Source organism: Geosporobacter ferrireducens (assembly GCF_001750685.1).
Taxonomy (GTDB): Bacteria; Bacillota; Clostridia; order Peptostreptococcales; family Thermotaleaceae; genus Geosporobacter; species Geosporobacter ferrireducens.
Genome location: NZ_CP017269.1, coordinates 5,488,851 through 5,514,418, shown reverse-complemented (window position 1 = coordinate 5,514,418; position 25,568 = coordinate 5,488,851). Strand labels below are relative to the sequence as shown.

The 25,568-nt window shown below is 36.3% G+C and carries 30 protein-coding genes and 1 other RNA gene; 4 read left to right on the top strand and 27 right to left on the bottom strand.

Annotated features, from left to right (window positions below):
• Positions 1-8: 8 nt before the first annotated feature.
• From hisB to Gferi_RS25810, 7 genes are all read right to left on the bottom strand, one after another.
• Complete coding sequence (gene hisB, locus Gferi_RS25840; RefSeq protein WP_069980981.1) at positions 9-596, bottom strand: imidazoleglycerol-phosphate dehydratase HisB; 588 nt, start codon at positions 594-596, stop codon at positions 9-11.
• Positions 593-1,651 carry a histidinol-phosphate transaminase gene (gene hisC / locus Gferi_RS25835; RefSeq protein WP_069980980.1) on the bottom strand — a complete coding sequence of 353 codons (1,059 nt, stop codon included), beginning with the start codon at positions 1,649-1,651 and terminating at the stop codon, positions 593-595. Before hisC ends, hisB begins: the two co-directional genes overlap by 4 nt.
• Positions 1,648-2,934, bottom strand: coding sequence for a histidinol dehydrogenase (gene hisD / locus Gferi_RS25830; RefSeq protein WP_330389516.1), 1,287 nt, complete (start codon positions 2,932-2,934; stop codon positions 1,648-1,650). Before hisD ends, hisC begins: the two co-directional genes overlap by 4 nt.
• A 16-nt stretch (positions 2,935-2,950) precedes the next feature.
• Entirely contained in the window at positions 2,951-3,577 is a 627-nt protein-coding gene (gene hisG, locus Gferi_RS25825) for an ATP phosphoribosyltransferase (protein ID WP_069980979.1), read from the bottom strand.
• A gap of 12 nt (positions 3,578-3,589) precedes the next feature.
• Positions 3,590-4,882: an ATP phosphoribosyltransferase regulatory subunit gene (gene hisZ, locus Gferi_RS25820; RefSeq protein ID WP_069980978.1), complete on the bottom strand. Its 1,293-nt coding sequence runs from the start codon at positions 4,880-4,882 to the stop codon at positions 3,590-3,592.
• 481 nt (positions 4,883-5,363) lie between these two features.
• The gene (locus Gferi_RS25815; RefSeq protein WP_069980977.1) at positions 5,364-5,927 is read right to left on the bottom strand and encodes a 2'-5' RNA ligase family protein; all 564 of its coding nucleotides are present in this window, start codon (positions 5,925-5,927) and stop codon (positions 5,364-5,366) included.
• A 77-nt stretch (positions 5,928-6,004) separates the two neighbouring features.
• A complete protein-coding gene (locus Gferi_RS25810; RefSeq protein WP_069980976.1) occupies positions 6,005-6,601 on the bottom strand; it encodes a YkuS family protein in 597 nt (198 codons plus the stop codon).
• A 305-nt stretch (positions 6,602-6,906) separates the two neighbouring features.
• Here Gferi_RS25810 and Gferi_RS25805 point away from each other — a divergent pair, with 305 nt between their 5' ends.
• Positions 6,907-8,454, top strand: a complete 1,548-nt coding sequence (locus Gferi_RS25805) for a putative polysaccharide biosynthesis protein (protein WP_069980975.1) — start codon at positions 6,907-6,909, stop codon at positions 8,452-8,454.
• 175 nt (positions 8,455-8,629) lie between these two features.
• Here Gferi_RS25805 and ssrS read toward each other — a convergent pair.
• From ssrS to Gferi_RS25780, 5 genes are all read right to left on the bottom strand, one after another.
• Positions 8,630-8,807: non-coding RNA, 6S RNA (gene ssrS / locus Gferi_RS25800), on the bottom strand.
• 428 nt (positions 8,808-9,235) lie between these two features.
• Positions 9,236-10,006, bottom strand: coding sequence for an N-acetylmuramoyl-L-alanine amidase family protein (locus Gferi_RS25795; RefSeq protein ID WP_169833038.1), 771 nt, complete (start codon positions 10,004-10,006; stop codon positions 9,236-9,238).
• A gap of 32 nt (positions 10,007-10,038) precedes the next feature.
• Complete coding sequence (gene ftsH, locus Gferi_RS25790; RefSeq protein ID WP_069980974.1) at positions 10,039-11,808, bottom strand: ATP-dependent zinc metalloprotease FtsH; 1,770 nt, start codon at positions 11,806-11,808, stop codon at positions 10,039-10,041.
• 146 nt (positions 11,809-11,954) lie between these two features.
• Positions 11,955-12,398 carry a hypothetical protein gene (locus tag Gferi_RS25785; RefSeq protein ID WP_069980973.1) on the bottom strand — a complete coding sequence of 148 codons (444 nt, stop codon included), beginning with the start codon at positions 12,396-12,398 and terminating at the stop codon, positions 11,955-11,957.
• A 12-nt stretch (positions 12,399-12,410) separates the two neighbouring features.
• Complete coding sequence (locus tag Gferi_RS25780) at positions 12,411-13,451, bottom strand: nucleoid-associated protein (protein ID WP_069980972.1); 1,041 nt, start codon at positions 13,449-13,451, stop codon at positions 12,411-12,413.
• Positions 13,452-13,599: 148 nt separating this feature from the next.
• On the opposite strand from Gferi_RS25780, the gene Gferi_RS25775 reads away from it, so the two are divergent.
• Positions 13,600-14,055, top strand: a complete 456-nt coding sequence (locus Gferi_RS25775) for a YaaR family protein (protein WP_069980971.1) — start codon at positions 13,600-13,602, stop codon at positions 14,053-14,055.
• Positions 14,056-14,157: 102 nt separating this feature from the next.
• Positions 14,158-14,355, top strand: a complete 198-nt coding sequence (locus Gferi_RS25770; RefSeq protein WP_069980970.1) for a hypothetical protein — start codon at positions 14,158-14,160, stop codon at positions 14,353-14,355.
• Positions 14,356-14,431: 76 nt separating this feature from the next.
• Here Gferi_RS25770 and Gferi_RS25765 read toward each other — a convergent pair whose 3' ends face one another.
• The 9 genes from Gferi_RS25765 to Gferi_RS25730 all read right to left on the bottom strand — a co-directional run bounded on the left by Gferi_RS25765 (position 14,432) and on the right by Gferi_RS25730 (position 20,426).
• Positions 14,432-14,635 (bottom strand): DUF1657 domain-containing protein, encoded by a 204-nt coding sequence (locus tag Gferi_RS25765; protein ID WP_069980969.1) that lies wholly within the window; start codon positions 14,633-14,635, stop codon positions 14,432-14,434.
• Positions 14,636-14,655: 20 nt separating this feature from the next.
• On the bottom strand, positions 14,656-15,009 hold the full coding sequence (spoVAE, locus tag Gferi_RS25760) for a stage V sporulation protein AE (protein WP_069980968.1): 354 nt from the start codon (positions 15,007-15,009) through the stop codon (positions 14,656-14,658).
• Between the two features lie 17 nt (positions 15,010-15,026).
• Positions 15,027-16,028 (bottom strand): stage V sporulation protein AD, encoded by a 1,002-nt coding sequence (spoVAD, locus tag Gferi_RS25755; protein WP_069980967.1) that lies wholly within the window; start codon positions 16,026-16,028, stop codon positions 15,027-15,029.
• The gene (gene spoVAC, locus Gferi_RS25750) at positions 16,029-16,508 is read right to left on the bottom strand and encodes a stage V sporulation protein AC (RefSeq protein WP_069980966.1); all 480 of its coding nucleotides are present in this window, start codon (positions 16,506-16,508) and stop codon (positions 16,029-16,031) included.
• Between the two features lie 11 nt (positions 16,509-16,519).
• Positions 16,520-17,380 carry a DUF421 domain-containing protein gene (locus Gferi_RS25745; protein WP_069980965.1) on the bottom strand — a complete coding sequence of 287 codons (861 nt, stop codon included), beginning with the start codon at positions 17,378-17,380 and terminating at the stop codon, positions 16,520-16,522.
• Positions 17,381-17,393: 13 nt separating this feature from the next.
• Positions 17,394-17,600, bottom strand: coding sequence for a DUF1657 domain-containing protein (locus Gferi_RS25740; RefSeq protein WP_069980964.1), 207 nt, complete (start codon positions 17,598-17,600; stop codon positions 17,394-17,396).
• Positions 17,601-17,805: 205 nt separating this feature from the next.
• A complete protein-coding gene (locus Gferi_RS28380) occupies positions 17,806-17,976 on the bottom strand; it encodes a hypothetical protein (protein ID WP_156782488.1) in 171 nt (56 codons plus the stop codon).
• Positions 17,977-18,179: 203 nt separating this feature from the next.
• Positions 18,180-19,340, bottom strand: coding sequence for an iron-containing alcohol dehydrogenase family protein (locus Gferi_RS25735; protein WP_069980963.1), 1,161 nt, complete (start codon positions 19,338-19,340; stop codon positions 18,180-18,182).
• Between the two features lie 129 nt (positions 19,341-19,469).
• On the bottom strand, positions 19,470-20,426 hold the full coding sequence (locus tag Gferi_RS25730; RefSeq protein WP_069980962.1) for an L-threonine 3-dehydrogenase: 957 nt from the start codon (positions 20,424-20,426) through the stop codon (positions 19,470-19,472).
• A 288-nt stretch (positions 20,427-20,714) separates the two neighbouring features.
• On the opposite strand from Gferi_RS25730, the gene Gferi_RS25725 reads away from it, so the two are divergent.
• Entirely contained in the window at positions 20,715-21,314 is a 600-nt protein-coding gene (locus Gferi_RS25725; RefSeq protein WP_236932659.1) for an MgtC/SapB family protein, read from the top strand.
• 294 nt (positions 21,315-21,608) lie between these two features.
• Here the strand turns inward: Gferi_RS25725 and Gferi_RS25720 are convergent, their stop codons facing one another.
• From Gferi_RS25720 to Gferi_RS25695, 6 genes are read right to left on the bottom strand one after another with little or no spacing between them, the layout of a single operon-like run.
• A complete protein-coding gene (locus tag Gferi_RS25720; protein ID WP_236932658.1) occupies positions 21,609-22,112 on the bottom strand; it encodes an NADH-quinone oxidoreductase subunit I in 504 nt (167 codons plus the stop codon).
• Positions 22,109-23,209, bottom strand: a complete 1,101-nt coding sequence (locus tag Gferi_RS25715) for an NAD(P)/FAD-dependent oxidoreductase (RefSeq protein WP_069980960.1) — start codon at positions 23,207-23,209, stop codon at positions 22,109-22,111. The genes Gferi_RS25720 and Gferi_RS25715 overlap by 4 nt, the downstream gene beginning before the upstream one ends.
• Positions 23,202-23,528, bottom strand: a complete 327-nt coding sequence (locus tag Gferi_RS25710; protein ID WP_083273890.1) for a (2Fe-2S)-binding protein — start codon at positions 23,526-23,528, stop codon at positions 23,202-23,204. Before Gferi_RS25710 ends, Gferi_RS25715 begins: the two co-directional genes overlap by 8 nt.
• Positions 23,529-23,547: 19 nt before the next feature.
• Entirely contained in the window at positions 23,548-24,423 is an 876-nt protein-coding gene (gene dapA / locus Gferi_RS25705) for a 4-hydroxy-tetrahydrodipicolinate synthase (protein ID WP_069980958.1), read from the bottom strand.
• A 47-nt stretch (positions 24,424-24,470) separates the two neighbouring features.
• A complete protein-coding gene (locus tag Gferi_RS25700; protein WP_069980957.1) occupies positions 24,471-24,746 on the bottom strand; it encodes a (2Fe-2S)-binding protein in 276 nt (91 codons plus the stop codon).
• On the bottom strand, positions 24,736-25,503 hold the full coding sequence (locus tag Gferi_RS25695; RefSeq protein ID WP_069980956.1) for an FCD domain-containing protein: 768 nt from the start codon (positions 25,501-25,503) through the stop codon (positions 24,736-24,738). The genes Gferi_RS25700 and Gferi_RS25695 overlap by 11 nt, the downstream gene beginning before the upstream one ends.
• Positions 25,504-25,568: the final 65 nt, after the last annotated feature.

Here is a 25,568-nt window from a genome sequence, read left to right as displayed (position 1 = left end):
TTTATACCTTAAAGCAATCCTTTTGTAGACAAAACACCGTCAATTCGGTTTTGTAGGGCAGTAGCTTGATCTAGTGCTCTCCCCAGCCCTTTGAAAATGGCTTCTATTTTATGATGATTGTTTTTTCCATAAAGTACTTGTATGTGCAGGGTCACTTCTGCATGGGTAGAAAATGCTCTCATAAATTCTTCAACCAGCTCCGTATCAAAATCCCCTAATCTTGGTACATCGAGAACTGCATCAAAATGCAAAAATGCTCTGCCGCTAATGTCTAGAGCCACCAAAGCAAGGGATTCATCCATGGGTGTCAGCACAGTACCATATCTGGCTATTTTGCTTTTGTCTCCCAATGCTTCTTTAAATGCTTTTCCTAATACAATCCCTATATCTTCAACAGTGTGATGTCCATCAACTGCAAGATCACCTATACAATTTAAAGTCATATCCATAAATCCGTGCTTGCACAATAAGATCAACATATGATCAAAGAAACCAATGCCTGTTTGTATTTGTGCATCGCCACTTCCATCTACTGATAAAATAAGATCAATGTCTGTTTCTGCGGTTTTCCTTTTTATCTGGGCTTTACGGGTCATTGGCGCATCACTTCCTGAATCATATTTGTGATAATTTCATTCTCATTCTTTGTACCTATGGTTATACGCAAACAATCTTTTAAAATGCCTTCTTTCCCATAGCTGCGAATTCCCACTTTTCTACTTACGCACTTTTCTTGAAAAGCATCAGATTTCGTCGTTTTAATTAGAATAAAGTTCGACTTAGAAGGAAATACCTTTAATTCATCAAATCCCTTCAACTGCATGAATAACCTCTCCCGTGCTTCACAAATTTCTTGGATATAGCCTCGAAGGATCGTAATATTTTCTAAGAATAATTCACCTAATGCTTGTGAGTAAACATTTAGATTATAAGGAGGCTTTACTTTATAGATATAATCAATCACTTGTTTCTGAGCAAGCAAATAACCGACGCGCGCACCCGCTAAAGCCATTCCCTTTGAAAGTGTACGCAAAACAATAATTCTCTCTTCTTTCTTAATCCAGTCTGCCATGGTTTCCCCATGAAATTCATAATATGCCTCGTCCACTACGAGCATGGCCTTTGTTTCTTTTACCAACCGCAAAATTTCATTTTGAGGTATAACTGTTCCTGTAGGATTGTTCGGATTACATAGAAAAATTATCTTGGCTTGATTCTTATTTGCAGCTGTGATCATCCCTTCAATATTTATATTAAAGTCTTCGTCAGCGTCAATTTCAATAAAATTTCCTCCTGCGATTGCGGTAAATATTTTATACATCGAAAAGCTAGGTCTATGGCTGATGACAACATCTCCAGCCTCAACAAAAGTCTGTATGATGTTTTGTATCATTTCATCGGACCCATTCCCACAAAGGATGTTATCTGCTGAAAATCCTACATACTTGCCAATAGCTTTTCTAAGGGAAGTGCTATCTGTATCTGGATATCGATTCAAGTCGATTTCTTTCAATCTTTCTGCCAAGGTTTTGTAAAATAGGCTTCCGATGTTATAGGGATTTTCATTGGCATCCAGTCTTATAGAGATTTCTTCCTTTGGAACCTGATAGGCCTCTATCTCTGCGATACTTTTTCTAACTAATTCTATCATGGCAAAAACCTCACTTTTATGGAATTTGCATGAGCGTCTAAGCCCTCATGCAAAGCAAAGCTTTCTATTTGATTTTTTACTTTTCCTAATGCAGCTTTGCTATAATAAATCACACTGCTTTTTTTGATAAAATCCTCTACACCTAAAGGGGATGAAAATTTAGCAGTTCCACTCGTTGGCAACGTATGATTGGGGCCAGCAAAATAATCACCTAAAGGCTCCGGTGAGAAATGTCCTAAGAAAATAGCACCGGCATTTTTTATTTTGGGCAGCATTTCAAAGGGGTTATCTGTCATAATTTCTAAATGCTCTGGCGCAATATCATTCACCATCTCTATTGCAGTAGCCATATCCTCTACAATAAAAATTGCACTATTATTTCTTATTGCTTGTTCTGCTATTTGAGCGCGATCTAGAGAAACCATTTGCTGATTTACTGCAGCCTTTACTTTTTCAGCAAAACCATCCGATAAAGTAAGCAAAATAGAGGATGCCATCTCGTCGTGCTCAGCCTGCGATAAAAGATCCGCAGCAGCAAAGGCCGGATTTGCAGTTTCATCTGCTAGAATACATATTTCACTTGGTCCTGCAATCATATCTATATCCACGACGCCGTAAACCTTCTTTTTTGCACGGGCTACATAAATGTTTCCAGGCCCAACAATTTTATTTACAGGTACAATCGTCTCTGTTCCATATGCCAAGGCTGCGATTGATTGTGCTCCACCTGCCTTGTAGATCTCATCTACACCTACTGCTTTTGCAGCTGACAATATATATGGATTTACTTTTCCATCTTTCCCTGGCGGTGTTACCATTACAAGACGCTGTACTCCTGCAATCTTCGCCGGTATTGCATTCATTAGAACAGTAGACGGATATGCAGCCTTCCCGCCAGGCACATACATCCCAATACTTTCGATAGGCGTAACTTTTTGTCCCAGAATAATATCTTCATTGTAGTCAATCCATGAATTTTGAAACTGCTTTTCGTGGTAGGACCATATGTTATTTTTCGCCGCATCTATGATATCCTTGAATTCTTTTGAAACTGCATCCCATGCCTCTTGGATTTCTTTTTCCTCTACCTTGACCTTATTTAAAACAACTTTGTCAAACGTATAGGTGTAGTCTAACAAAGCCTTGTCTCCATATTTTCTAATATCCAGGATGACCCTTTCAACAGTTTCATCAATATCTGCTATATTTTCTTCTACCCGCTGCTTGAGCAATTCTTTTAAGTGTATTTTATAGTTATCTTTATTAACAGATATAATACGCAAAATTTTTATCCCCCTTCTATTCAGCACCCCGCTTTAATCCCTCAATAATGCGGGTAATATGATTCATTTTTGTTTTAAAGCTTACTTTATTTGCTACCAGTCTAGCGCTTACCTTACAGATTTCATTTATAACTACCAAACCGTTTTCTTCTAAGGTCTTTCCTGTTTCTACAATATCTACAATCACATCAGCTAAGCCGATAATAGGTGCTAATTCTACAGAACCATTTAATTTGATTACTTCTATCGGCCTTCCTAGTTCGTTGAAATATTTCTTTGATACGTTGGGAAATTTAGAAGCTACCCTGATTTTCTTTCCAGGCAGATCTACATAGTCTCTTAAAGCCGCTACAGCAAATTTACAACTCCCAAATCCTAAATCCATAACCTCATATAAATCTGCTTCGCTTTCCATTAAAATATCTTTACCCAATACACCTAAGTCTGCAGCCCCTTTTTCTACGTATATTGCCACATCACTGGGTTTTACAAAAATGATACGAATTTTTTCAAAATCATTCTCAAAAATCAGTTTTCTGCTGTTTGTGTGATAATCGGGAAATGTAATTCCCTGGTTATTCATCATTTTTATTGTTTTTTCTGCTAATCGTCCTTTAGCCAATGCAATATTAACAAATTCCACTTTCTGACCTCCCTAATGAATTGAAAAAACTGCTCCACTATTTTCTATATTTTTTAGAAATTGTGCCAAAGAGTTTTTTCTTATTTCATTATTTCTGATATTAATAATCTTCAAATTTTCTTCTAGCAATTGGACAATTTCCTTTATATTACGGAATTCAGCATTTTCAATCTGGTTTTTAATATCTTGTTCATAGAGATCAGATTCTACAATAAAACCTTTATTTCTTAATGTTTCTGCCAAAGCAATAGCTTTTTCCCTTGTTTTTTTTGTATAAAGAATTAAAAAATCAGTAAAGCATGTTGATCCTTTAAGCATATTGTTCATTTCCATAACCTCCATTAACTCATCAATATTTAAACCGAATCCTGTAGCAGGCAAAGCAGTACCATACTTTTTTGTAAGATTATCGTAACGTCCTCCGCTCAAAAGCGGTTTTCCATAATTTTGAACATATCCTTTAAAAATGACTCCGGTATAGTAATCCATATGATTTACTAGTCCTAAATCCACGGTTATATATTGCTCATAACCATAATCTTTGAGAATTTCATATACTTCTTCTAAATACTTTATTGCTTTTTCCATTTCTATATTTAAAGCTATTCTTCTCGCCTCCACAATCACTTCTGCTGCTTTACCATATAAATAAGGTATCTTTAATATCGTTTCTTTAACCCGGCTGGGGATATTGAGCGGTTTTAAAAAATGAGCTAACTCTGAAGTGTTCTTTTGCTCAATTAATTTCCGAATTTGGTCTTTAATTGGTCTTTCTACTGCCACCTCCATCATCAATCCTTTAAAAAATGCCGCTTGACCCAGGTCAAATTGGAAATTCTTTATACCACAATCAAGTATTATTTTAATCCCCACCGCAACCACTTCTGCATCTGCGTCAGCTTTTTCATTTCCTAGATATTCAATGCCTGCTTGCATAAACTCTCTTTTGTTTCCACATTGTTCTTCGCTCACACGAAATACATTGGACACATAGGAAAATTTTAAATATCCTTTGGATGCTTCAAAGCCATTCGCTGCCATTCTAGCAATGGGTATCGTTACATCAGGTCTTAATACTAGGATTTTGCCATTTCCATCTATAAACTTAAACATTTCATCTCGATGGATCGTCCCGTCAATACCAGCAAACAAATCATAATATTCAAAAGTTGGGGTCATGATTTGTCGGTATCCAAAATTTTTAAAATGCTTTTTAATTTGCCCCATGATCCTATCTTTTGTCTCATATTCATCCCAATGTGTATCCGCTACCCCTTCAGGAACATAGTTTTTATACTGCAGCATGATTTACACGAACCCCCTTTATTGATTTATCACTTTACTACACTAAACTATTAATAGTTTAATATTTTTTATTAAGTTCGTCAATAAAGATTTAGAATATTTTTCATAAAAAAAAGAATGTTCATTTTCGAACATCCTTTTATATAAAAACTCTATCAATTGATACTCTTTTATCGCTATTACAATGGCTACAATAAAATAAATGCATACATTGATCATGTGGTACTCCATCAATTCTCTGAGTGAGTTCCATTGGCAGATAGGTGCTATAATCATCAAAATAATCTTGGATTGCCCCGGTATTTTCCATAGAATGGTTACATTTCGGACACTTCAGCAAATAGCTTATCATCGCATTACATAAAGGGCATACCAATTCCATATCCAACGCCTCCATTCATTTCTTAATTCCATTATTATTCTTGGTAGTGTTGAAAAAAACATTCCTCTTAATATTTGGCAATATTGTATTATTTTCTGCTCAAGGCTTTAAAATATCAAACTTGGCAATAAACTTTTTTTCAGGTTGAATATCCGGGTACCAAAGTTCGAGCGCTTCGATTCGTTCATGGTATTTGAAAGTAAGGGTGCTTACCTCCAGCCAAGCTCTTTGACTCTCTTCCCTGCTCCAGCTTCTTCCATAAATGCCTGCTATACTCATGTGAAATACCATTTCATTAGGATGGAATGCTCTTACACGAATGCCTCTATTCTTCATCCCTTCATGTATTGTCGTATATATTTCCTTTAACTCTTTCGTTTTAATTACATGTATTGTAAGGCAGTTATAAGGCTCCGGAATATAACTAAAACCATTGGTTATTATCTCAAAAGGGTATAGTTCTTTGCTGATTTCCATCAGTGCATTTTTTATTTGATGAATATCCTCCATATTTTCATAATAAAAAGCATCAAGGGTTAGATGTAATTGCGGCAAATAGTCTTCTAACAGGTTATATTTCTCCCATAAAGTCCTTTGAATTATACTTCCATTATAATAAATTTCACCGGTGGGTATCGCTACCAAATATGCTAGTTTTTCCATACAATCTCCTCCTTGATCAAATTCTTGTTTGAAGAACAATATTATCCCTAAAGATAAAAGCTAGGTTTTCCCTAGCTTTATTGTATGCATAATCGATTAATTACTTCCAAGACCTCTTCCGGTTTCATATTAGAAGCATTCATAGTTAGAACATACTTTGCTCCGTACTGTCTCATCTCATATGTAAAGATCGTCTCCCAGACTTCATCCACTCCCGTGAAAACGATTGCTGCCACTTCACCGTCCAGTTTGTGGGATGGAATCACTTCATAGCCATTATCTATAAGCAGCTTTTTTACATCGATGAGTTCCTCTTCAACAGATACTTTTATCTTTTTGGGTTTATGATCATGAGTCAATACATCTGGATTCTCCGGTACTGCGGCCACTTGACCAGCTAGTTCGTTTTTCTCTCCTATTTTCTGTATTACTTCTAAAATCTCATTTTTTGTCAATTTAGATGCATTAATCGTCAGAAAAAATTTATTGTCATCATAATGCATCCACTCTAAAGAGCGTAATTGCTCCCAATCTTCATCAATATTTGAAATAATAAAGATAGAAATATCATGACTTACCTCATGGGATGTAATTACATCATGGCCCAGTCCTTTTAGATCTTCGATCAGCTCTTTCAGGTCACTCTGTACGGATATTTTTAGTTTTTTTTCCATTCATACCCCTCCTTTAACATGACGATAAATTTTTGATATACATTCATTGTAATTGCACGGAACTCCTTTTACCAGATGTTTTTTATCTGGACATCATGAATTATATTTATAGACATAATGATTTATTATGTCATCAATATTGACGCTTATCCTCCGCTCAATGATTTATGTTAATATATACCCCTTTAAAAAAAGAAATCACATTTTTATTCTTACGGTATTTTCTAACAACTTCCTCAAAGTAATAGAACAAGATTAGATCGAATATTAATTATATAGTAAATTCCTATGAAGAGGGTGTTGTTTTGAAAAAAAATTCCTTTCTTTACGGTACTTTGGTCTTGATTTTCGTGAATTTTGTTGTTCGATTTCTAGGTTTTGCATATAGAATTATCTTATCTAGAATGATCGGACCTGAAGCCATCGGCATATTCCATCTGGTATTTCCTATTCTTATGGTTATGATTACATTTACATCTGCAGGAATACCCGTTGCCGTATCCAAATTAGTTGCCCATTTTTCATCCTTGGACAACAAAGCTGGCTGCAAAAAGGTATTAGGCATATCTATGGTTATTGGATTAGCTATAAGTGCTGTTTTATCTATTCTTTTATATTTTAATGCTCAATTTATCGCTGAAAAACTCATTAAAAATATAGATATACAGCCTAGCCTTATGGCGCTAATTCCCGCAATTACCTTAATCACGCTTTCTTCCATCATGAGAGGGTATTATTACGGAATTAAGAGCGTAGGGCCTCCAGGTACTTCCCAAATATTAGAACAAATTTTCCGCATCGCTTTCGTCATTGGTATTCTGTTGATCCTTCCCCCATTGGTACCCAAATATGCTTCTGTTATTGCAATATTAGGAATCTCAGTAGGAGAATTTACGGGATTGCTTTGGCTGCTCATGCGATTCGGTGATTTTAAAACTTCTTATATAAAAAGAACTTATTTACAGTTCAAAAACCCTAGTAGTGATATTTTGTCTAAAATTATATATATATCTATTCCTATTACCATCACTCGGATGATTAGTGTGGTTATGCAATCTATTAATGCTGCACTTATTCCGCAAAGACTTATGCATGCAGGTTTTTCTATGCAGGAAGCAGTTGCTATTTTCGGTAAGCTTTCAGGTATGGCGATGCCTTTACTTTTTCTTCCTTTTATTGTCACTTCTGCATTGGTAGTCAATATCATTCCATCTGTAGCAGAGGAAGTAGCATTAAAAAATTGGCATCAACTTAGCTTAAAGTCAAACATCGCCATTCGAATGACCTTATTGGTAGCAATCCCCATAACAGCTCTGTTAATTTTCTTTGCTTCCCCCATATGCAATTTCTTATATCAACATGCGGATGTAGGCGAATATCTATCACTACTCGGATATGCAACGGTATTTTTAAGTCTCCAACATGTATTATCAGGTATTCTCCATGGAATGGGGAAACAAGTTATTACAACCGTTAATTATCTCTGCGGAATGCTGCTGCAAATTTTATGTACCTACTATTTAGTACCTCACCCAAGTTTTGGCGTGAAGGGTTTTATTATAGGTTTCATTTTATCTACTGTTACTATATCCTTACTTAACTACATCGCTCTTAATCATTATATTAAGCTGAAGCCCAAAATAGTCAACGACATAGGAAAGCCTGTTTTTTCAACGGCAATCATGATTTTGATACTACTCAATCTTTATGAGCTTCTTTTAAAATTTGCTATTTCACCGAATGCTGCACTCATCCTAAGTGTTCTGTCCGGCATATTGGCGTATATGATTTCTATTTTTTCTACAGGTTGCATCAATCATAGAACACTGCAATTTATCATTCGAAAAAAATAGAATGCTTATAAGCAAGAAATTCTTCAATTCGCTGCGAAGCGCTTATTTGTATTTACTCGATTAGACAATAAAAAAACTATCCCAGTGAATAATCAGGATAGTCATCAACACGAATATATCATTTTACTAATTGCCCTCAAGCAAATACTAAGTTAGCATCTACTTGAGGGCAATTAATCTTCCCAGAATGCCGTCTGCCTATAAATTCACACCCGCGGCTCACCTAGGTGGGTGCCCTATCCCTTGCTTTTGAAGTCCACTCTCCGGAGGCATTTCATACACGAGGGAACGCGAACTCCCGGATGTTATCTGTAGGTTGAATTTTAAGGTTTTAACGTACACCCCAGGTACTAATATATGACTATTATACACTATTCTCCTTCTTTTTAAAAGCTTTGTTATGGCCCGTGAATACGGTTTAAATTTAATTATCCACTATTACTGTATTATACTACTACTTTACGCAATTATAGTTAGGAAATCGCTTTTAGGAAATATTTACAGCATTCTAAATTGAATTATATTGCTTCTTCATCGGGCATTTTATAAGCGATGATTTCTAAAATTTCTCTATCTAGCTCTTTGAATTGTTTTAACCAATCAATTCTTTCCTTTCTTAGCTTCTCAACTAATCTCTGATATACTTCTGTATTATATATATAAGTATATATGACAATTATTTCATCGGGTTGTCTGTTATTATTTCGCAATATTCTATTTTATGATATACATATTATTTTTAAAAACAATAAAATACCAATAGCCCTCTCACCGGAGAGTTCTATTGGTTTGTAAAATACTCTATTGTACCTTTCAATATCCCCTTAACCAAACGGGCTTGATACGTTGGATCACTTAATAAGTCATCCTCCTGTGGGTTTGACATGTAACCGCATTCGATCAATACCACCGGAACCACAGACCAATTAAATCCTGTAATATCCGCTCTTGCTTTTATTCCTCTATTTTCAGCCTGGGTATTTGCTATCAGACCATCTAGTATATAGGTTGCTGCCAAACGGCTTTTACCAGCAATCTTTTCAGTGTGCTTATTATGCTGAGATGGGTATAGTATGGATATTCCCCGAATCTTCTCATCTGCAGCACCATCTGCATGAATTTTGATAACCAAATCAACATTCAAGTCGTTTCCAATTAATGCCCTCTCTTTATTGGATATATTTACATCATGGTCTTCTCTGATCATAAACACTTCTGCACCCATAGCTGCAAAGGATTCCTTCAACTTCAACCCCATTTCCAGTGTAAATACATATTCAGGAATTCCTGTCGCCACTCCGGTTGTACCATAAGTTACTTTCGTTTTCATTACAGTAGATCCTGGTGCAATGGGTTCCTTTTCTAAATTTCCTTTACCCTGATGACCTGCGTCTATCAAGATTTTCTTTCCAGCTAACGGCATTATTGAATTAGCTGCTGCCATATTGGTTAGGGTTTCATGCACTATCATTGCAGGCTTTAAATAGGATCCGATTTCAACAATACTTCCGATTATGATCAAAAGAAACAACAGAATATAGTATTTTCTCATATTATCACTCCTCTCTAAAAACATAAAAGCAGCTAGACAGCTGCTTTTACTTCATCTACTATTAATACATTTAAATCTTCCTCATTTAACGTTTCTTTATCTAACAATAGCTCTGTTATTTTCACAAGAAGCTCCATATGCACCTGTAACAGCTGTTTCGTTTCCATGTATAATTCTTCCATAATTCTTCTACACTCTGATACTACTTCGGTATCTGCTCCTGCGTTTCTACCACCATACAATACATCATAATTAATCATTCCAGCCTTTTTATTCATACCAAAATGCTTTACCATAGAGGCAATAATCTCTGTTGCCTTCTCTATATCGTTGCTTGCACCCGTCGTAATATTTTCTTCTCCGTATATGATTTCCTCTGCAATTCTACCTGCAAGTGCAATTTGTATATTTTGAATCATTTCCTTCTTGCTCCGGTACATTCTATCTGGAGGAATATTCATACTAAAACCGCCTGCACCTTTCGTGCTTGGAATAATCGTCACTTTTGTTACCTTATTCTCTGGAGCAATCAACTTTGTCATCAATGCGTGTCCCGCTTCATGATATGCAGTTATTTCTCTATCCTTGTTAGAAATCATACTCCTGTCCTTTTTCTCTTCTCCTGCAATGACAGTATAAAAAGCTTTGTCAATATGATGAATATCAATGTGCTGTGCATTCTGCTTAGCTGCTAAAATCGCCGCTTCATTCAGTAAGCTTTCCAGCTCTGCTCCACTGAAATATACGGTTTGATGCGCTAATTTTCCTAAATCAATACTCTGAGCAAGAGGTTTTTGTTGGCTGTGGACTTTTAGAATTTGATGTCTTGCTTTTACATCAGGCAGCCCCACCTCTATTTGCCGATCAAATCTACCAGGACGAAGAAGCGCATCATCTAACGTGTCCAAACGGTTTGTAGCGGCAATAACAATAATTCCTTCATTTTCGTTAAATCCTGACATTTCTGTTAGTAATGCATTTAGCGTTCGATCAGATTCATCATTTCCATTCAATCCATCTCTTTTCTTACCCAATGCATCAATTTCATCTATAAAGATTACACATTTTCCCTTTTCTCTAGCCTTCTTAAACAAGCTTCTTATCCTACCCGCGCCTAAACCGGCATAGATCTGGATAAAGTCAGAACCTGATACCGCATAAAATGGTACTCCAGCTTCTCCTGCAAGCGCTTTTGCAAGCAGAGTTTTCCCAGTTCCCGGCGGGCCATACAATATTACCCCACGTGGTATCCTAGCACCGTACTTTCCATACTTTTCCGGATTTCTCAAAAAATCTACCAAGTCTAAGATGCTTTCCTTTGCCTCTTCATTTCCCGCGACCTGCGAAAAAGTTATCTTTATCTCTCCTTGGGGAATGGCCTCAAAGTTTGACATTCTAGAAAATTCCCTTGATGTCTGTTTTGAAGATTGTTTAGTTAGATACACTCCCAGTGCACTAATAAGCAGAATCACACCAAAGGTACTCAGCACATTCATTATAGCAGAATTCGCTTTATGCTCTTCAACTTTTATATGATTTTTTAATAGAATCTCTTTAAAATTTTCGGTTCTAGGATTATCTGTTATAAACGCTGTGCCATTGCTAAACTCACCTTTTATCTTTGCTTCATCTACTAAGTAGACTGTACTTACTTGGCCGCCTTGTACAGCAGCTAAAAACTCATTATAGCTTACTTCTTTAACATCACTATTTGTATTTGTTTGAAAATACAAGCCAAATCCAATAGCACCTGCTGTTACAATCAGAAGTAGAGCAATGATCAATTTTTTATTTATCTTCATAACAATACCTCCTTCTATTTGTTATGCAGGTCAAGGTCAAGTTAACATAATGTCAATTATTATAACATAAAATCAAAAAATTGAAAAGCCATTTATAGCTGCCTATAAATGGCTTTAAATATATGCACGAAACGTGTTTTTGTTCTTTAGTTGCTATTGCCTTCAAATTCAACAATCTCCGTATAGATAAATGTGTCTATTTGTATTTCCTCAACCTCAGGATGGTTCTTGCTTAAAATCCCGTACACTATGGAAACTAGTTCTTTTGTCATATATTTATAGCTCTGGTGGACATTTAATATTACATGAATAATCCCTTGATCAATATGATTAAATAGCTGTTTTCTCGCCTCTTCATCTGGAATCTCACTATTAATATATCCCTTCCACAGGGGTTGCTCCATTAACATTCTTTTATTGTTCTCCGGAGATATATAATGAATGTGGGCTTCACAAATCCCTTCCTGAGTCCTTGGGTTGCTAAAAATCCACGATTGTGATGTATCTGTTAGGAAATGTGCATTCATCAATACAATGGTATCTTTTATTTGAGTGATATTTTGTTTATCAATATCTAAAAATCGAATCATTATTTCCTCCCCTTACCTTTCGCTTATTCTTCGAACATTTTTAATTATGATATCTACCGTTCCATCTCCTTGTGGCAGCATTTCAAATTTCATTTTGTCATCAAAGTCTTCAAATCCTGCTTTGATTTCTATTCCTGTATCTGTTTTTAGGATTCTTCGCTTCATTCTCTTTTCTACCCAAGCCTTATCAATATCAAATTGCGGATGGGTGAGTCCTTCCTGTGACAACTGTTGAATAAAATTTTGCTGTAGATCAATATCCTTACCGAGGACATCAATAGCAAATTTTTCTATATCAATTTCGATTTCATTTTTTAAAGATGCAGCAACTTCTTCTCTTACTTCTTGTGCTTTTTGAATATCATCTTTTAGATTTTTTCTTGTCCATTTTTCTGTAATTTGCCTAAAAAGTTTTGTTTTATCTCTGCTATCTACTAGAATTTCGCAGTTTAAAAAATGACTAGAAAAAAATTGTGCCACCTCACCTTCTTCATCTCCTTTAAATATCTGTTTATCTAACAAAATCAAATCAAAATCTTCCGTATTGTCTATTTCTTTAATGAAAGCGCATTTTTGCAAGCGCTGTCCCATATTTGGCAATCCAATCGCCTGAGGCATAATAGAAATTTTTAATTTTTCATCAAAAAATTCTACGTTATGTATAAAAGACTTTTTGTAATCCATCTTCAAGATGCCAATGTAATTATGCTCCTGTGCCTCATATAAACAAACAACTAAATCCGCTGAAGATACTTGATTATTTTGTTTCATCGCTTTAAATAATTGGTTGGCAATAAGCTTTGATGCTTCAACAAACTGCTCTTCATTTTCAAAAATACTTTTACAGGCATCTTTTACTACAGTTGTTCCTGCTCGAAATTTTGCTTTTCTATTATCCTCATCTTCTAACGCCTTTATAATATGCTTCTCTAAGAATTCATGAATATCCTCTATAATTTCTTGCTCATAGTCTGTAAAAATGGGTGCATCAGCATTTTTATCCAACACATGGATAATTGCCTTTCGGACAATCACTGCATCAATATTTCTCATGATGGGTTCTCCTTCCTAGATATTGTAAGAAACATCAACATAAATTATACTATATATAGTACCAGTTTCAAAATAGAACTATTTTTTTATTTTATTCTGCCGAAACATTAAGTAATAAAATATATAATATTATTGGAGTGACATTCAGATGAGTATAAAAGTAACTGATCTAAATAAACAAAACCCAGCCAGCCGTACTTTTTCTAGAGAAACAGTTAAAAGCGAAAAGGATTTTTCTGATAATTTCGCTGTGCGATTTAGAGAGTTAAAGGGTGATTCTACTACCGAAAAACTAACCAATCTATTATCAGAAATTGATAAACAAACAGAGAAGTTAGATAAGAATATGTATTTAGGAGACTTAGTAAAGTATAAAAAATTAGTGAAAGATTTTTTAGATGTTGCAGTGCGCAACTCCCATAAATTTCAGAAGGAAAATTTTCTCGATCGAAGGGGGCGCCACCGTGTCTTTTCTATTATTCGACAGGTGGATGAAGAGTTGGAAGATTTAACCCAGAAGTTTCTTCAAGATGAAAAAGATCGTATTCATATTCTAAAAAAACTTGATGATATTCGTGGTTTATTAATAGATATATTTATGTAAAAAATTAGTGTCCCTCGGGATGCTTTTTTATTTTTAAATACTTATATTTTTTTTGAATCATGCCACAATAGTAAAAACAAATAAATTATAGGAGATGATTATATGACAGCTTTTAGATGGCTGCTGTTGCTTTTTCTATCACTCATACAAAGTATTATCGGTATTATGGTAGCTAGGCGAAGAAATTTACCATCAGTGCTTGGGGGTACTATAGGATTTTTATTTATACCAATTTTTTTAAAATTATTGCCCAATATTGCGGGAGCAACCTCTCGCAATACTAATAATAGTGATAAATAACCCTTTTCGGTATAAAAAATTAAAGAATGGAAAAATGCCTTTTTCATTCATTGGCACCTTCCATTCTTTTTTCCTATTATTGTTTATACTGCGGTTCCTGTTGTCCCGTATGCTGCTGTTTATTTTTCAATGTTTGAATTGCATTTTCAAGCATTTGTGCAGCTTTCAGAAACTCTTGTTTCGCCTTCGGATCTGCTGTCTCCAACGCAAAAATTTTCAACGCTGCAGCGGCACTTTGGCCTCCTGCTATAGCTTGTTGAATTTGTGTTTCTATTGTCACTATAAACCATCTCCTCTGATCTATCCTTTTGGTTTAAAAACCAAAGCTGCGATAAAACCAAAAATGATTGCAGAAGAAATACCTGCACTGGTTACCTCAAAAATACCTGTTAACAGGCCAACAAGCCCGTTGCGCTTTGCTTCAGCCAATGCGCCCTTAACAAGGGAATTGCCAAAGCTCATAATCGGTACAGATGCTCCTCCTCCTGCAAATTTTATCAAAGGTTCATATAAACCAAGTCCTCCTAATATAGCTCCCACCACCACCATGCTAGTCGTAACATGAGCAGGGGTTAACTTAAAAACATCCAGCATAATTTGTCCAATAACACAAATTCCTCCTCCCACTACAAAGGCCCAGAAGAATTTCTCCATTATTTTACACCTCTCTTTTATATTTCTATAGATACAGCATGGGCAATACAGGGAATGCTTTCCTTTTGCTGATAGGATATAGGTGACATTAACGCACCTGTAGCTATAATTAAAATTCGTTTTAATTTACCGCCCCTCATTTGATTCATAAAATGTCCATATGTAACGGTTGCAGAGCATGCACAGCCGCTACCACCTGCAATAACCGGCTGTTCCGGCTTATAGATTAGCAGTCCGCAGTCTGTAAGAATATTCTCTGGAATCTTCAATCCATGATCCGTTAATAAATCTGATGCTATTCTATGCCCTACCTTGCCAAGATCCCCTGTAGCAATGATATCGTAATAAGTAGGATCAATATTCATATCTCTAAAATGTGCCTCAATCGTATCTACTGCTGCAGGTGCCATGGCTGCCCCCATATTAAAGGGATCTGAAATACCCATGTCTATTACGCGTCCGATCGTAGCCGTAGTTACTCTAGGCCCATTGCCTTCTTTTCCAAGTAGTGCAGCTCCCGCACCGGTTACTGTCCATTGAGCCGTGGGAGGCTTTTGAGAGCCGTATTCCGTTGGATATCGAAACTGCTTTTCAGCTGCGCCGTTATGACTGGATGCTGCTGCCAACACATAATTTGCAGCTTTGCTATCTACAATCAAACTTCCCAAAGCTAAGCCTTCCATTGAACTGGAGCAGGCCCCAAAAACACCTAGATAAGGCATTCCTAATGTTCTGGCTGCGAAACTGCTCGATATGATTTGATTCATCAAATCACCGCTTAGAAAAAATTGTACATCTTCTTTTTTTAATCCTGCCTTATCTATTGCTTTTTGAGCAGCCTCCTCTAAAAGTACTTTCTCTGCTTTTTCAAAACTATCTTGCCCTAGCCATATGTCTTGATGTAAAATATCAAAATCCTCAGACAGTGCTCCAGCTGCCTCAAAGGGTCCTCCTACCGCAGCTGATGCTAAAATAACTGGTTTAGATTGAAAAATCCATGTCCGATGCCCTTTAAGCATTTATATCCCACCTAACCCTTGAATGATTATTTTAATAATCGCTACAACAAAAGCCGAAAAAACCCCGAATGTAATTACTGGACCAGATATTTTAAACATATTTCCTCCGACACCAAGCACATACCCTTCACTTCGATGCTCTATCGCTGCTGATGCCATGGTATTGGCAAATCCAGTTACAGGTATGATGGTTCCCGCGCCTGCCCATTGTGCCATATGATCATATACTCCAAAACCAGTCAGCAACACCGAGATAATAATCATAACTGCGACTGTAGGATTACTTGCAGTCACCTCTGTAAAATCAAAATACGTAGTAAATATCCACTGTACACCTTGACCGATTGTACAGATTGCCCCTCCAGCAATGAATGCCTTACTACAATTATATAGAACAGATCGCTTTGGCTCCCTCTCTTTGGCAAAAGCTTGATATTGTTGTTGTGTTGGTGTCAATTTTTTCTTCATTTTATTTGACATCTCTTCACCCTCTATCTCAGTAAGTATGGTTCAAGTTTTTTCCGAACTGCTTCTAGTTTTAATGCATCTTGCTCATACATGCTTTTAGCCAGTTGATTTTTTGTTTCTAGGGAATAGTTAAGAAGATCTGAATGGCTCTTTTCTAAATTCGCATAGAGCAACTCTTTTACTGTTGGCTGTGGGAGTTGAACCGTATCATCAAAAGTGTCTATATATAGCTCACCAGTAGAATCCGCTTGGCCAATAAATACATTTTCTAATGCAACACCTGCTTGCTCTAACTGTTGATACAGCCATTTTTCATTGAAGGCTAGATTCATTAAGCCTTCATGAATAATATTTCCATCTAAAATGACCGTTTGTGGCTCATGTGCAGGAGCAATTTTTTGACCCATGGCTTTAGATGTAATAGGCAATTTATCAGATTTTAATAACACATTGATTTCCCCGTTGGCCTCCATAATTGCAAATTCGACATCAGCCATAAAAAAGGCATTTTTTGACCGAAGTTCACTCAATAATTCTTCTCCAGTCATTCTTGCCTGTTTTAACTTATCTTCCATAACCTTTCCCTGTTTTATTAATACTTTCTCCTTTCCATATAGTAAATCGTGGATTCCCTTACTTCTTAAGGATAAGTATTCAAATCCCAGGGGAAACAGTATCCATACACCTAATACTAGCAGTCCTAATGAAATATTTTTTATCACATCTGCCGAAAGCAACGCTGTCACAATGGCTATTATGATATAGCTGACTAGGCGAAAAGAAGAAATCTTTGATATCGTGTTATTTCCAATAATTTTTATGGTAGCAAATACAACAATAAATAGTCCAACTGTTCTCAATAAAACTTCTATCCATTCTTTCATAAATTTACCTCACCTAATTCCCTTTATATTGTGGTTCTTGAAATTCTATTGTTTTTAATCTTTCTTCCAGATCCTTAATAACCTCTTTTGTAGTAGCCAGTGCTTCCTGATATACTTTTTTTTCTTCCAGATTCTGTGATTGAACTGCATAAGTGAGAAGTGTACTATGACAATTCTTTAAACCTGCTAAAGTTTGCTTTACTTGAGAACTAACAGTCATCTAATCAACCTCCTCATAAATTATCACTTTTCATATAACGCTATTATTATTTTTCCAAGTATAAACAAAATTATTGCATCTTAAAGAATTGGTTGACATACCATTTTTTCTCTGATAATATTATTTTTGCCGAGTAACTTATTTTTATAAATATAAAAAAGTCTTCCTCTACTAGATAAAGGAAGACTTTTTTATATTTACATTATTAAATAAATTTCATTTGATATATAATTCTATCATTCTCTACTGACTTTCCAACTACTTGATATAGTAGTCCAAAGCAACTATAAATATCTCCTTCCTCTGCCTCCTGCGGTAATCGAATTTCCTCTGCAGGAATCGGTTCCATACTAAAAAAAGAGTAAAAAGCTTTCACCCTGCAATCACCTCGCTTATAGCTGTTCATCCATTACTTTTTCGATATAAGCAGGGTATTTCCTACTGCTTATCTGAAAAATCGTTCCCCATTATTCTCCAATATTTATAAAATACATTAAGATACAAGTCAAAACAAGAAGAATATTGGTGTATTTTGTTGTTTAAGATCAAAAAATTGTATATATTGTAATAATTATCTATCTAATAAGCCTTTTCTAAAACCTTTAGAACATCTGCCTCTAAAACTGGTTTTGGATTATTGTATACCGATCTTCCCTGAAAAGTCAACTCTACCAATTTAGAAAAATCCTCTTTTTCAACGCCGATCATCCTCAATTTTTCAGGAATGCCTATCTGAATATTTAGCTGTCTAATTCTGCTAATAACTGATTCTGCCTTTTCATAGGTTGATATATTTTCCCGTCTCGAATCTGTAAAACAATATAACTCTGCGATTTTTTCAAAGGCAACATCTTTGTTAAACTCTAATATATAAGGCAGCAACACCGCATTTGAAATTCCATGTGTAACGGTATAAATACTTCCTAATGCAGGGCTAATCCCATGACACAATCCTAGACCGACATTTCCGAAGGAAATACCGGCAATTAAACTTCCTAAAGCCATATTTTCTCTGGCCTCAATATTAGAACCATTTCGTACAGCTGCCTCTAGGCTATTAAAGATTAAAGCGATTGCTTTATATGACAAAGCTTCTGATAGAGGATTTGCCTTAATTGACAAATATGATTCTAATGCATGGGTAAAAGCATCCATTCCCGCCTCTGCTGTAACTTTTGGTGGTGCGGTTATTGTCAATTCAGGATCAACAATCGCAATCTTTGCAAACATGTTATCGGCATAAATACTCTGTTTCAATCCATTTTTCCTATTTTTAATAACAGCATTCCTTGTTACCTCACTGGCAGTCCCAGCCGTGGTAGGAATTGCAATGAATGGAAGTCCATTTTGGGATAATAGTTTTTGATTGGCTTGTGCGCCAAAATAATCCTGCGCAGAACCTCCATGAACAGCAATCATAGCCATTGTTTTTGCCACATCTAGAGCACTACCGCCTCCAAGGCCTATGACCATATCACAGTTTTCCTCTTTGATCAATGCCACGCCACGATCTACCATAAATACGTCTGGTTCTCCATCTACCTCACTATACAAAACTATAGATATATCTTCAGATGATAAACTCGTCATTAAACTCTCCAATGCTTTTGACTGTTTAGCAGAACTTTTACCAGTCACAACAACTGCTTTGCGTCCAAGATTTTTGCACAATTTACCAGTTTCCTTTATTTTTCCCTGTCCAAAAATAATCTTTACAGGAACCAAGTGTTGGAATTCCATGTTCGATCCTCCTAGCACTTTTTACTTTCCTAGTCTATTCTATCATATTTTAGAAATATTTACTATTTTCAAAAGAAATGAAAAGGACTATCTTCAAGCTTTTTTTGAAAATAGTCCTTTTCTTCTAATTTACTTTATATTTAATTTATTTCTTAATTTTCCAAGCATATCTTGAGTCATTGCAGCGAGATCATATTTTGGTTTCCAACCCCATTCTGTTCTTGCAGCCTGGTCATCCAGAGAATTCGGCCAAGAATCTGCAATCTTTTGACGTATAGGATCTACTTGATAATCTATTGTAAATTGTGGTATATGCTTTCTGATCTCTTCATTAATTTCCTTTGGGGAAAAACTCATAGCAGTTACATTGAAAGCATTTCTATGAACCAGTTTTGAAGGATCAGCTTCTGCCAATTGGATAATGGCTTGGAGTGCATCCGGCATGTACATCATATCCATGTAAGTATCTTCTTTTAAATAGCAGGTATATTTTCCAGTTTTCAAGGCCTCATAATAGATATGTACTGCATAATCTGTTGTTCCTCCACCAGGCAATGTTTCGTAAGAGATCAAACCAGGAAAACGAACTCCCCTAGTATCAACGCCAAATTTTTCATAATAATAATCACATAGGAGTTCTCCCGATACCTTTGTCACACCATACATGGTATTTGGCCGCTGCAGCGTATCTTGAGGCGTATTGTCTTTGGGTGTAGAAGGACCGAATGCTGCAATAGAACTAGGCGTAAATACGGCAACATTCTTTTCACGTGCAATTTCTAATGCGTTGAATAACCCTTCAACATTGATTTTCCAAGCTAAAGCTGGATTTGCCTCTCCTACTGCAGAAAGAATCGCAGCCAGATGGATGATCGTATCTACCTTATGCTTGCTAACTGCGTCAGCGATCTGTTTTGGTTCTAATACGTCTACCAGTTCAAATGGACCAGATTCTATTACTTTTGGATTGTCCTCCATGCTTCTACTACTTGCTACGATATTCTGATCCCCATATATTTTTCGCATTTCTAAAACCAATTCAGAACCAATCTGTCCCAAAGCACCTGTTATAAGAACTTTTTTCATAATTTCACTCCTTCTCTATATAATATTTCTATATTTATTCTACCCAATATAAGTTTAAAATGTCACCTCGATTAATACAATATACTTATTAAAAATTTTTTATAAAAAATCAAATTTTTTTATAGAACTCTTCTGAATTATAAAATAATATGAAACGATTTTGAAAGGGAATAATACTATAAATATAACCTTGTAATATTATGATTGAAATGAGGAATTTATATGCTAGGACTATTTGATATTATGATACGTCTAGGCCTATCTTGCCTACTAGGAGGTCTAATCGGCATGGAACGTGAAAGTATTAACCGGCCAGCTGGTTTTAGAACTCATATATTAGTCTGTATAGGCTCAACTTTAATCATGCTGTCAGGCCTTTTTTTATTCTATGAGTTCATATCATATACAAATATGGATCCAGCCCGTCTAGGGGCTCAAGTAATTAGTGGTATAGGCTTTCTAGGTGCAGGAACAATTATAAGGGATGGTTCTTCTGTAAAAGGATTAACCACTGCAGCCAGTTTATGGGCAGTGGCAGGTATTGGCATTGCCACAGGAATTGGCTTCTATACTGGTGCCATTGCTGCCACTGCTTTTATGCTCATGATATTAATTATTTTTTCAAAATTCGAAAGATATCTAAACAAAAAAAATAATGGAGTTGTAATACGCACTACAATCGTCAATAAACCTGGACAATTGGGAAAAGTAACTACTGAATTAGGAAATCACAACATTTCTATAACCAATATTTCCATGCTGCCGGCTGACGAACACCATGTTACCGTTGAATTCACAATGGTTATTCCTAGGCGATTATCCAGAATTGATCTAATGGATAAACTTTTACAGCTAGATACCGTACAATCTGTAGAAATTATCCATTAATATCAGAGAGTTTTTTGAAAGTTAAAGGATTTTTCTATTCTACACTACTTTGCTTTATATTTGCGATAGAAACAAAAAAGTAAGTTCTTTCTGGGAGGGATTATTATTGTTTGTCAATCAACTCAAAAAAAAATTAAAGGCTGGTGAGACAGCCTTTGGTACTTTCGTCGTTATCCATTCTCCAGACATTGTTTAAATCGCAGCATTGTCAGATTTTGACTTTGTATTGCTTTCAAAAATATATAAATCAGAAATCCATAAATTATCGGAGGGTTCTATTTAACATAAATGAAATCATAATCTCTTCATACTAACTACATCCTCAAAATATTTTTTTGAATAGCTGACACTGACCAATGCAGTTTGTTGAAATGCTTTTGCGCAATTGACTTTCTTAACAACTCCTTCACATATTTCCTGCCCCTGCCGGTTTACCATTACAACCTTTTTTCCTGGTTCAGGAAGCGGCGTATATTCAAAGGGAAAGGTTATGAGTGCTGTTTCCTCGGAATAGGTATAGTCCTTTATATATATGGCAAGGCCCGGACAGGCGGCAACACATATTCCGCATCCAGAGCATCTGTCAAAATCTATTCTCGGTAGATTGGTAATCGGTTTTCCGATAGTAATCGTCCTTTTCGGACAGGAAGTCTCACATGGGTTGCAAGGTATTTCTTCTATACATTCTATTACAGCAATGGGCCCCTTAAAGTAATCTTTTTCCCCTGGGAAGGCAGAAGATTGTCTCAACTCCTCTAGTGAAGGGGCCCCCATTCTTTTCAATCCAGTGTGCATCATCCAATTACCTCCTTCCCAACAGATATCATTCTATCCTTGGCTGTTTTTCGTTTCTGTCCAAAGTATCCGCATCGTAAAGCATCTAGCCTCTCCCAAACTTCCATGGAATATCTTTCCTTCTCCTCCTGATTGTAGAAACCTAACGATGCTGCTGCATTAATTCCAGCCAGCATCCCTTCCTCCATCGCGGTACTTGCCTCCTCAATACCTGTGATATCTCCAGCCACATAAATCCCTTCTGCTGAAGTTTCCATATACCGGTTATGAACGGGAAGATGGCCTCCAAGTTCTGGGATATAGTTGAATTGACATCCTGCAATCCATGCCAGTTCAGTTAATGGAGACAGACCAGCTGCTAAACAAATCGCATCCGCTTCCAATATTTTCTCTGTTCCCTTTATTGGTTTCCAGTTTTCATCTAATGCAATAATTTCAACCGCTTCTACTCTTTCTGTGCCGATTGCTCTAGAAATGGAATGTGAGGTATAAAAAGGCACTCCAGCTCTACATACCTTAGCTGTATGCACACCATATCCCCCTAATGCAGGTGAAGCCTCCACAATAGCACTTACTTCTGCTCCTGCCTGTAGAAGCTGATAAGATACAATTACACCCACATTCCCAGAACCTAACATCAGAATCTTTTTCCCAGGCAATACTCTATGAATATTGATCATAGTTTGTGCTGCACCTGCACCCATAACCCCCGGCAGCGTCCAACCAGGAAAGGAAACTGCATTCTCAGTTGCACCGGTTGCAAGAATAATTCTCTCTGCCTGAATATGAACTGTTTGTTTGCCATTCCTAACCGCCCAAATATTTCTCTCGCCATCAATTCCACAAACTTCGGTATTTAACCACACATCAATATGGAGTGCCTTCGCTTCTTTTAAAAGCTGTTCACCAATTTCATAGCCCCGTGTACCTGCTTTATGCTCTTTGGAACCAAAAAATTTATGTATTTGTTTAAATAATTGTCCTCCAGGCTTCATGTTTTCATCTAAAACCAATACTTTCGCCCCTGCTTTTGCTGCTTCGATAGCAGCACAAAGACCTGCAGGACCAGCTCCTATAATGACAACAGCAGTTTTATGCATTATCATTCCCCCGTTTCCATGCCCCTGTACCATATTGAGTTTCAATTCTCATTCCCTCTTGTACAGGCGTTACGCAGGTTCTTACATTAGGAACTCCGTCCACAATCATAATGCAATCTGTACATCTCCCAATCCCACAATATATCCCTCTAGGTGCATGATGTTTTGTAAAACGGAAAGTTTGAATGCCATTTGCCATTAAAGCTGCTGCAATCATCTCTCCTTCCAATGCTGTATAGGTTTTTCCATCAACCGAGATGCTTATTTTTTTAGATTCTCCTATTTCTCCTAAAATAGGATGTTCTATTATTCTTCCCACGCTCATCATCCTTCCTGTATTAAACTAAGTTGAATTCTCTCAGCGTCCTTTGAATCTCTGCTTTTATTGCTGGTTGAGCAGCTGTTAGTGGAAGTCTAGGATCTCCCACTTTGATTCCAATCATATTTAGAGCAGCTTTTACAGGAATTGGATTTGCTGTAATGAATAGATTATGAAATACATTTAGCAGCTTCAAGTGAATTTGTGCAGCCTGATCAACCGCTCCGTCTAAGTATGCATCTATCATTTTTTTCATTTCTTTTCCCACAACTTGCGCCGCTACGCTCACCACTCCATAGGCTCCAACTGAAAGACTTGGTAGTGTCAGTGCATCATCTCCTGTATACACTAAAAAATCATCTGAAGTTTTCTGTATCATATCAGAAAGTTGAGCTATATTTCCACTGGCTTCTTTTAACGCCACGATATTTTCAAGTTTGGAAAGCTTTCCGACAGTTTCTGGAAGCATATTCATACCTGTTCTTCCTGGAACATTATACAACATCAAAGGAGCCTCCACTGCTCTTGAAATTGCTTCAAAATGTGCATACAGTGATTCTTGATTTGGCTTATTATAGTAAGGAACAACAACGAGCAGTCCATCTACACCACATCTTAATGCCTTTTTACAATTCTCAATTGTTGAAGCTGTTGAATTTGTTCCAACGCCCGCTATAATCGGTACTTCAACTTTTTCCTTTAAAGTCTTAAATAACATTATTTTTTCTTCATCAAGCAAGGTTGGTCCTTCTCCTGTGGTTCCTGCAACAACTAAGGCCGTTGTGCCTTCCGCAATCAATTTTTTTGCCAATTCAACAGCCTTTATATAATCTACCTCCATATTATCATCAAAGGGTGTAACCATTGCTGTAATCAATCGTCCCCAGTCTATCATTTCTATTCCCCCTTTAGATTTATAAATACCTACCCTTTTTTAAAATTTTATTCTATTGTTTTTATTTCATTGCACAATAGTTCCATCTTAATAGGTCTTACAGGCTGTCTATAGGTTGAAGGCTTTACTTCTGCCGGGTGGATATTCATTCTTTCTGCCAGTAGTCTTTCTATTAATCTCCTGCAGGTTCTCCCCTGGCATAAACCCATTCCCGCTCTCGTCCATCTTTTTATTTCATTCACTGTAGTAGCACCTTCAAGGATCGCCCTTTCCACTTCTTCTATTGTAATTTCTTCACATCTGCAGATGATTTCATTCTTCATTATCCATCCCCCTAAAGTCCTCTTCATAGACATGATCATTATTTTCGTCCCAATATACAGTTACATCATGAATCAGATTTTCCATATGCTCCATCATACTTTTTTCTGCTGCTTCTTCATCATGATTCTTAATGGCATTGAATATATCCCGATGCGAAACCATGTAAGGAGATTTTACCTGGGTTCTGATTTTTTCAAACAATCTGGACTGTTGTCCGTATGTGGAAATAATAGAGTACAAGGAATCTAATACACTATTTCTCGACGCCTTTGCAATGGCTTTATGAAAACTAATATCATCTTCTGCAACACTCTGCTTGTTTTTGTAACGCTCCTCTTGTCTTAACAGTATCCCATCCAGTTGCTGTATTTCCTGCTCAGTAATATTTTGTGCTGCAAGGCGGGCTGTTTCCCTCTCAATGGCCTTTCTTGCCTGCAATACCATGATATAGTCCTCTAAGACTTTAGTACTGATCATTTTGTCCAGTTCACTTTTATGATAGTTTATTTTTTCAATTGTACGTGCTTTTTCTAAAGCCTCAATTCCCTGTGTTGTAATAATTCTTCCTTTAAATTTCTCCTTTTCCACGTAACCCAATTTCTCTAGGTGATTTAATATACGTCCAATCGTTGCGGAACTAATATTTATATCACGCTCTTCCAGTTTTTCTACGAGATACCAAGATCCTATAGGGCTTTGAGATGATGCAATACATTCTAGCACAATAATTTCTTTTTCATCTAAAATTTGTTTCATATTCTCTCCTCCAACCCAGTCTTTTGCATCGTATATAGCGGTACTTACATTTTAAGAGGATACGA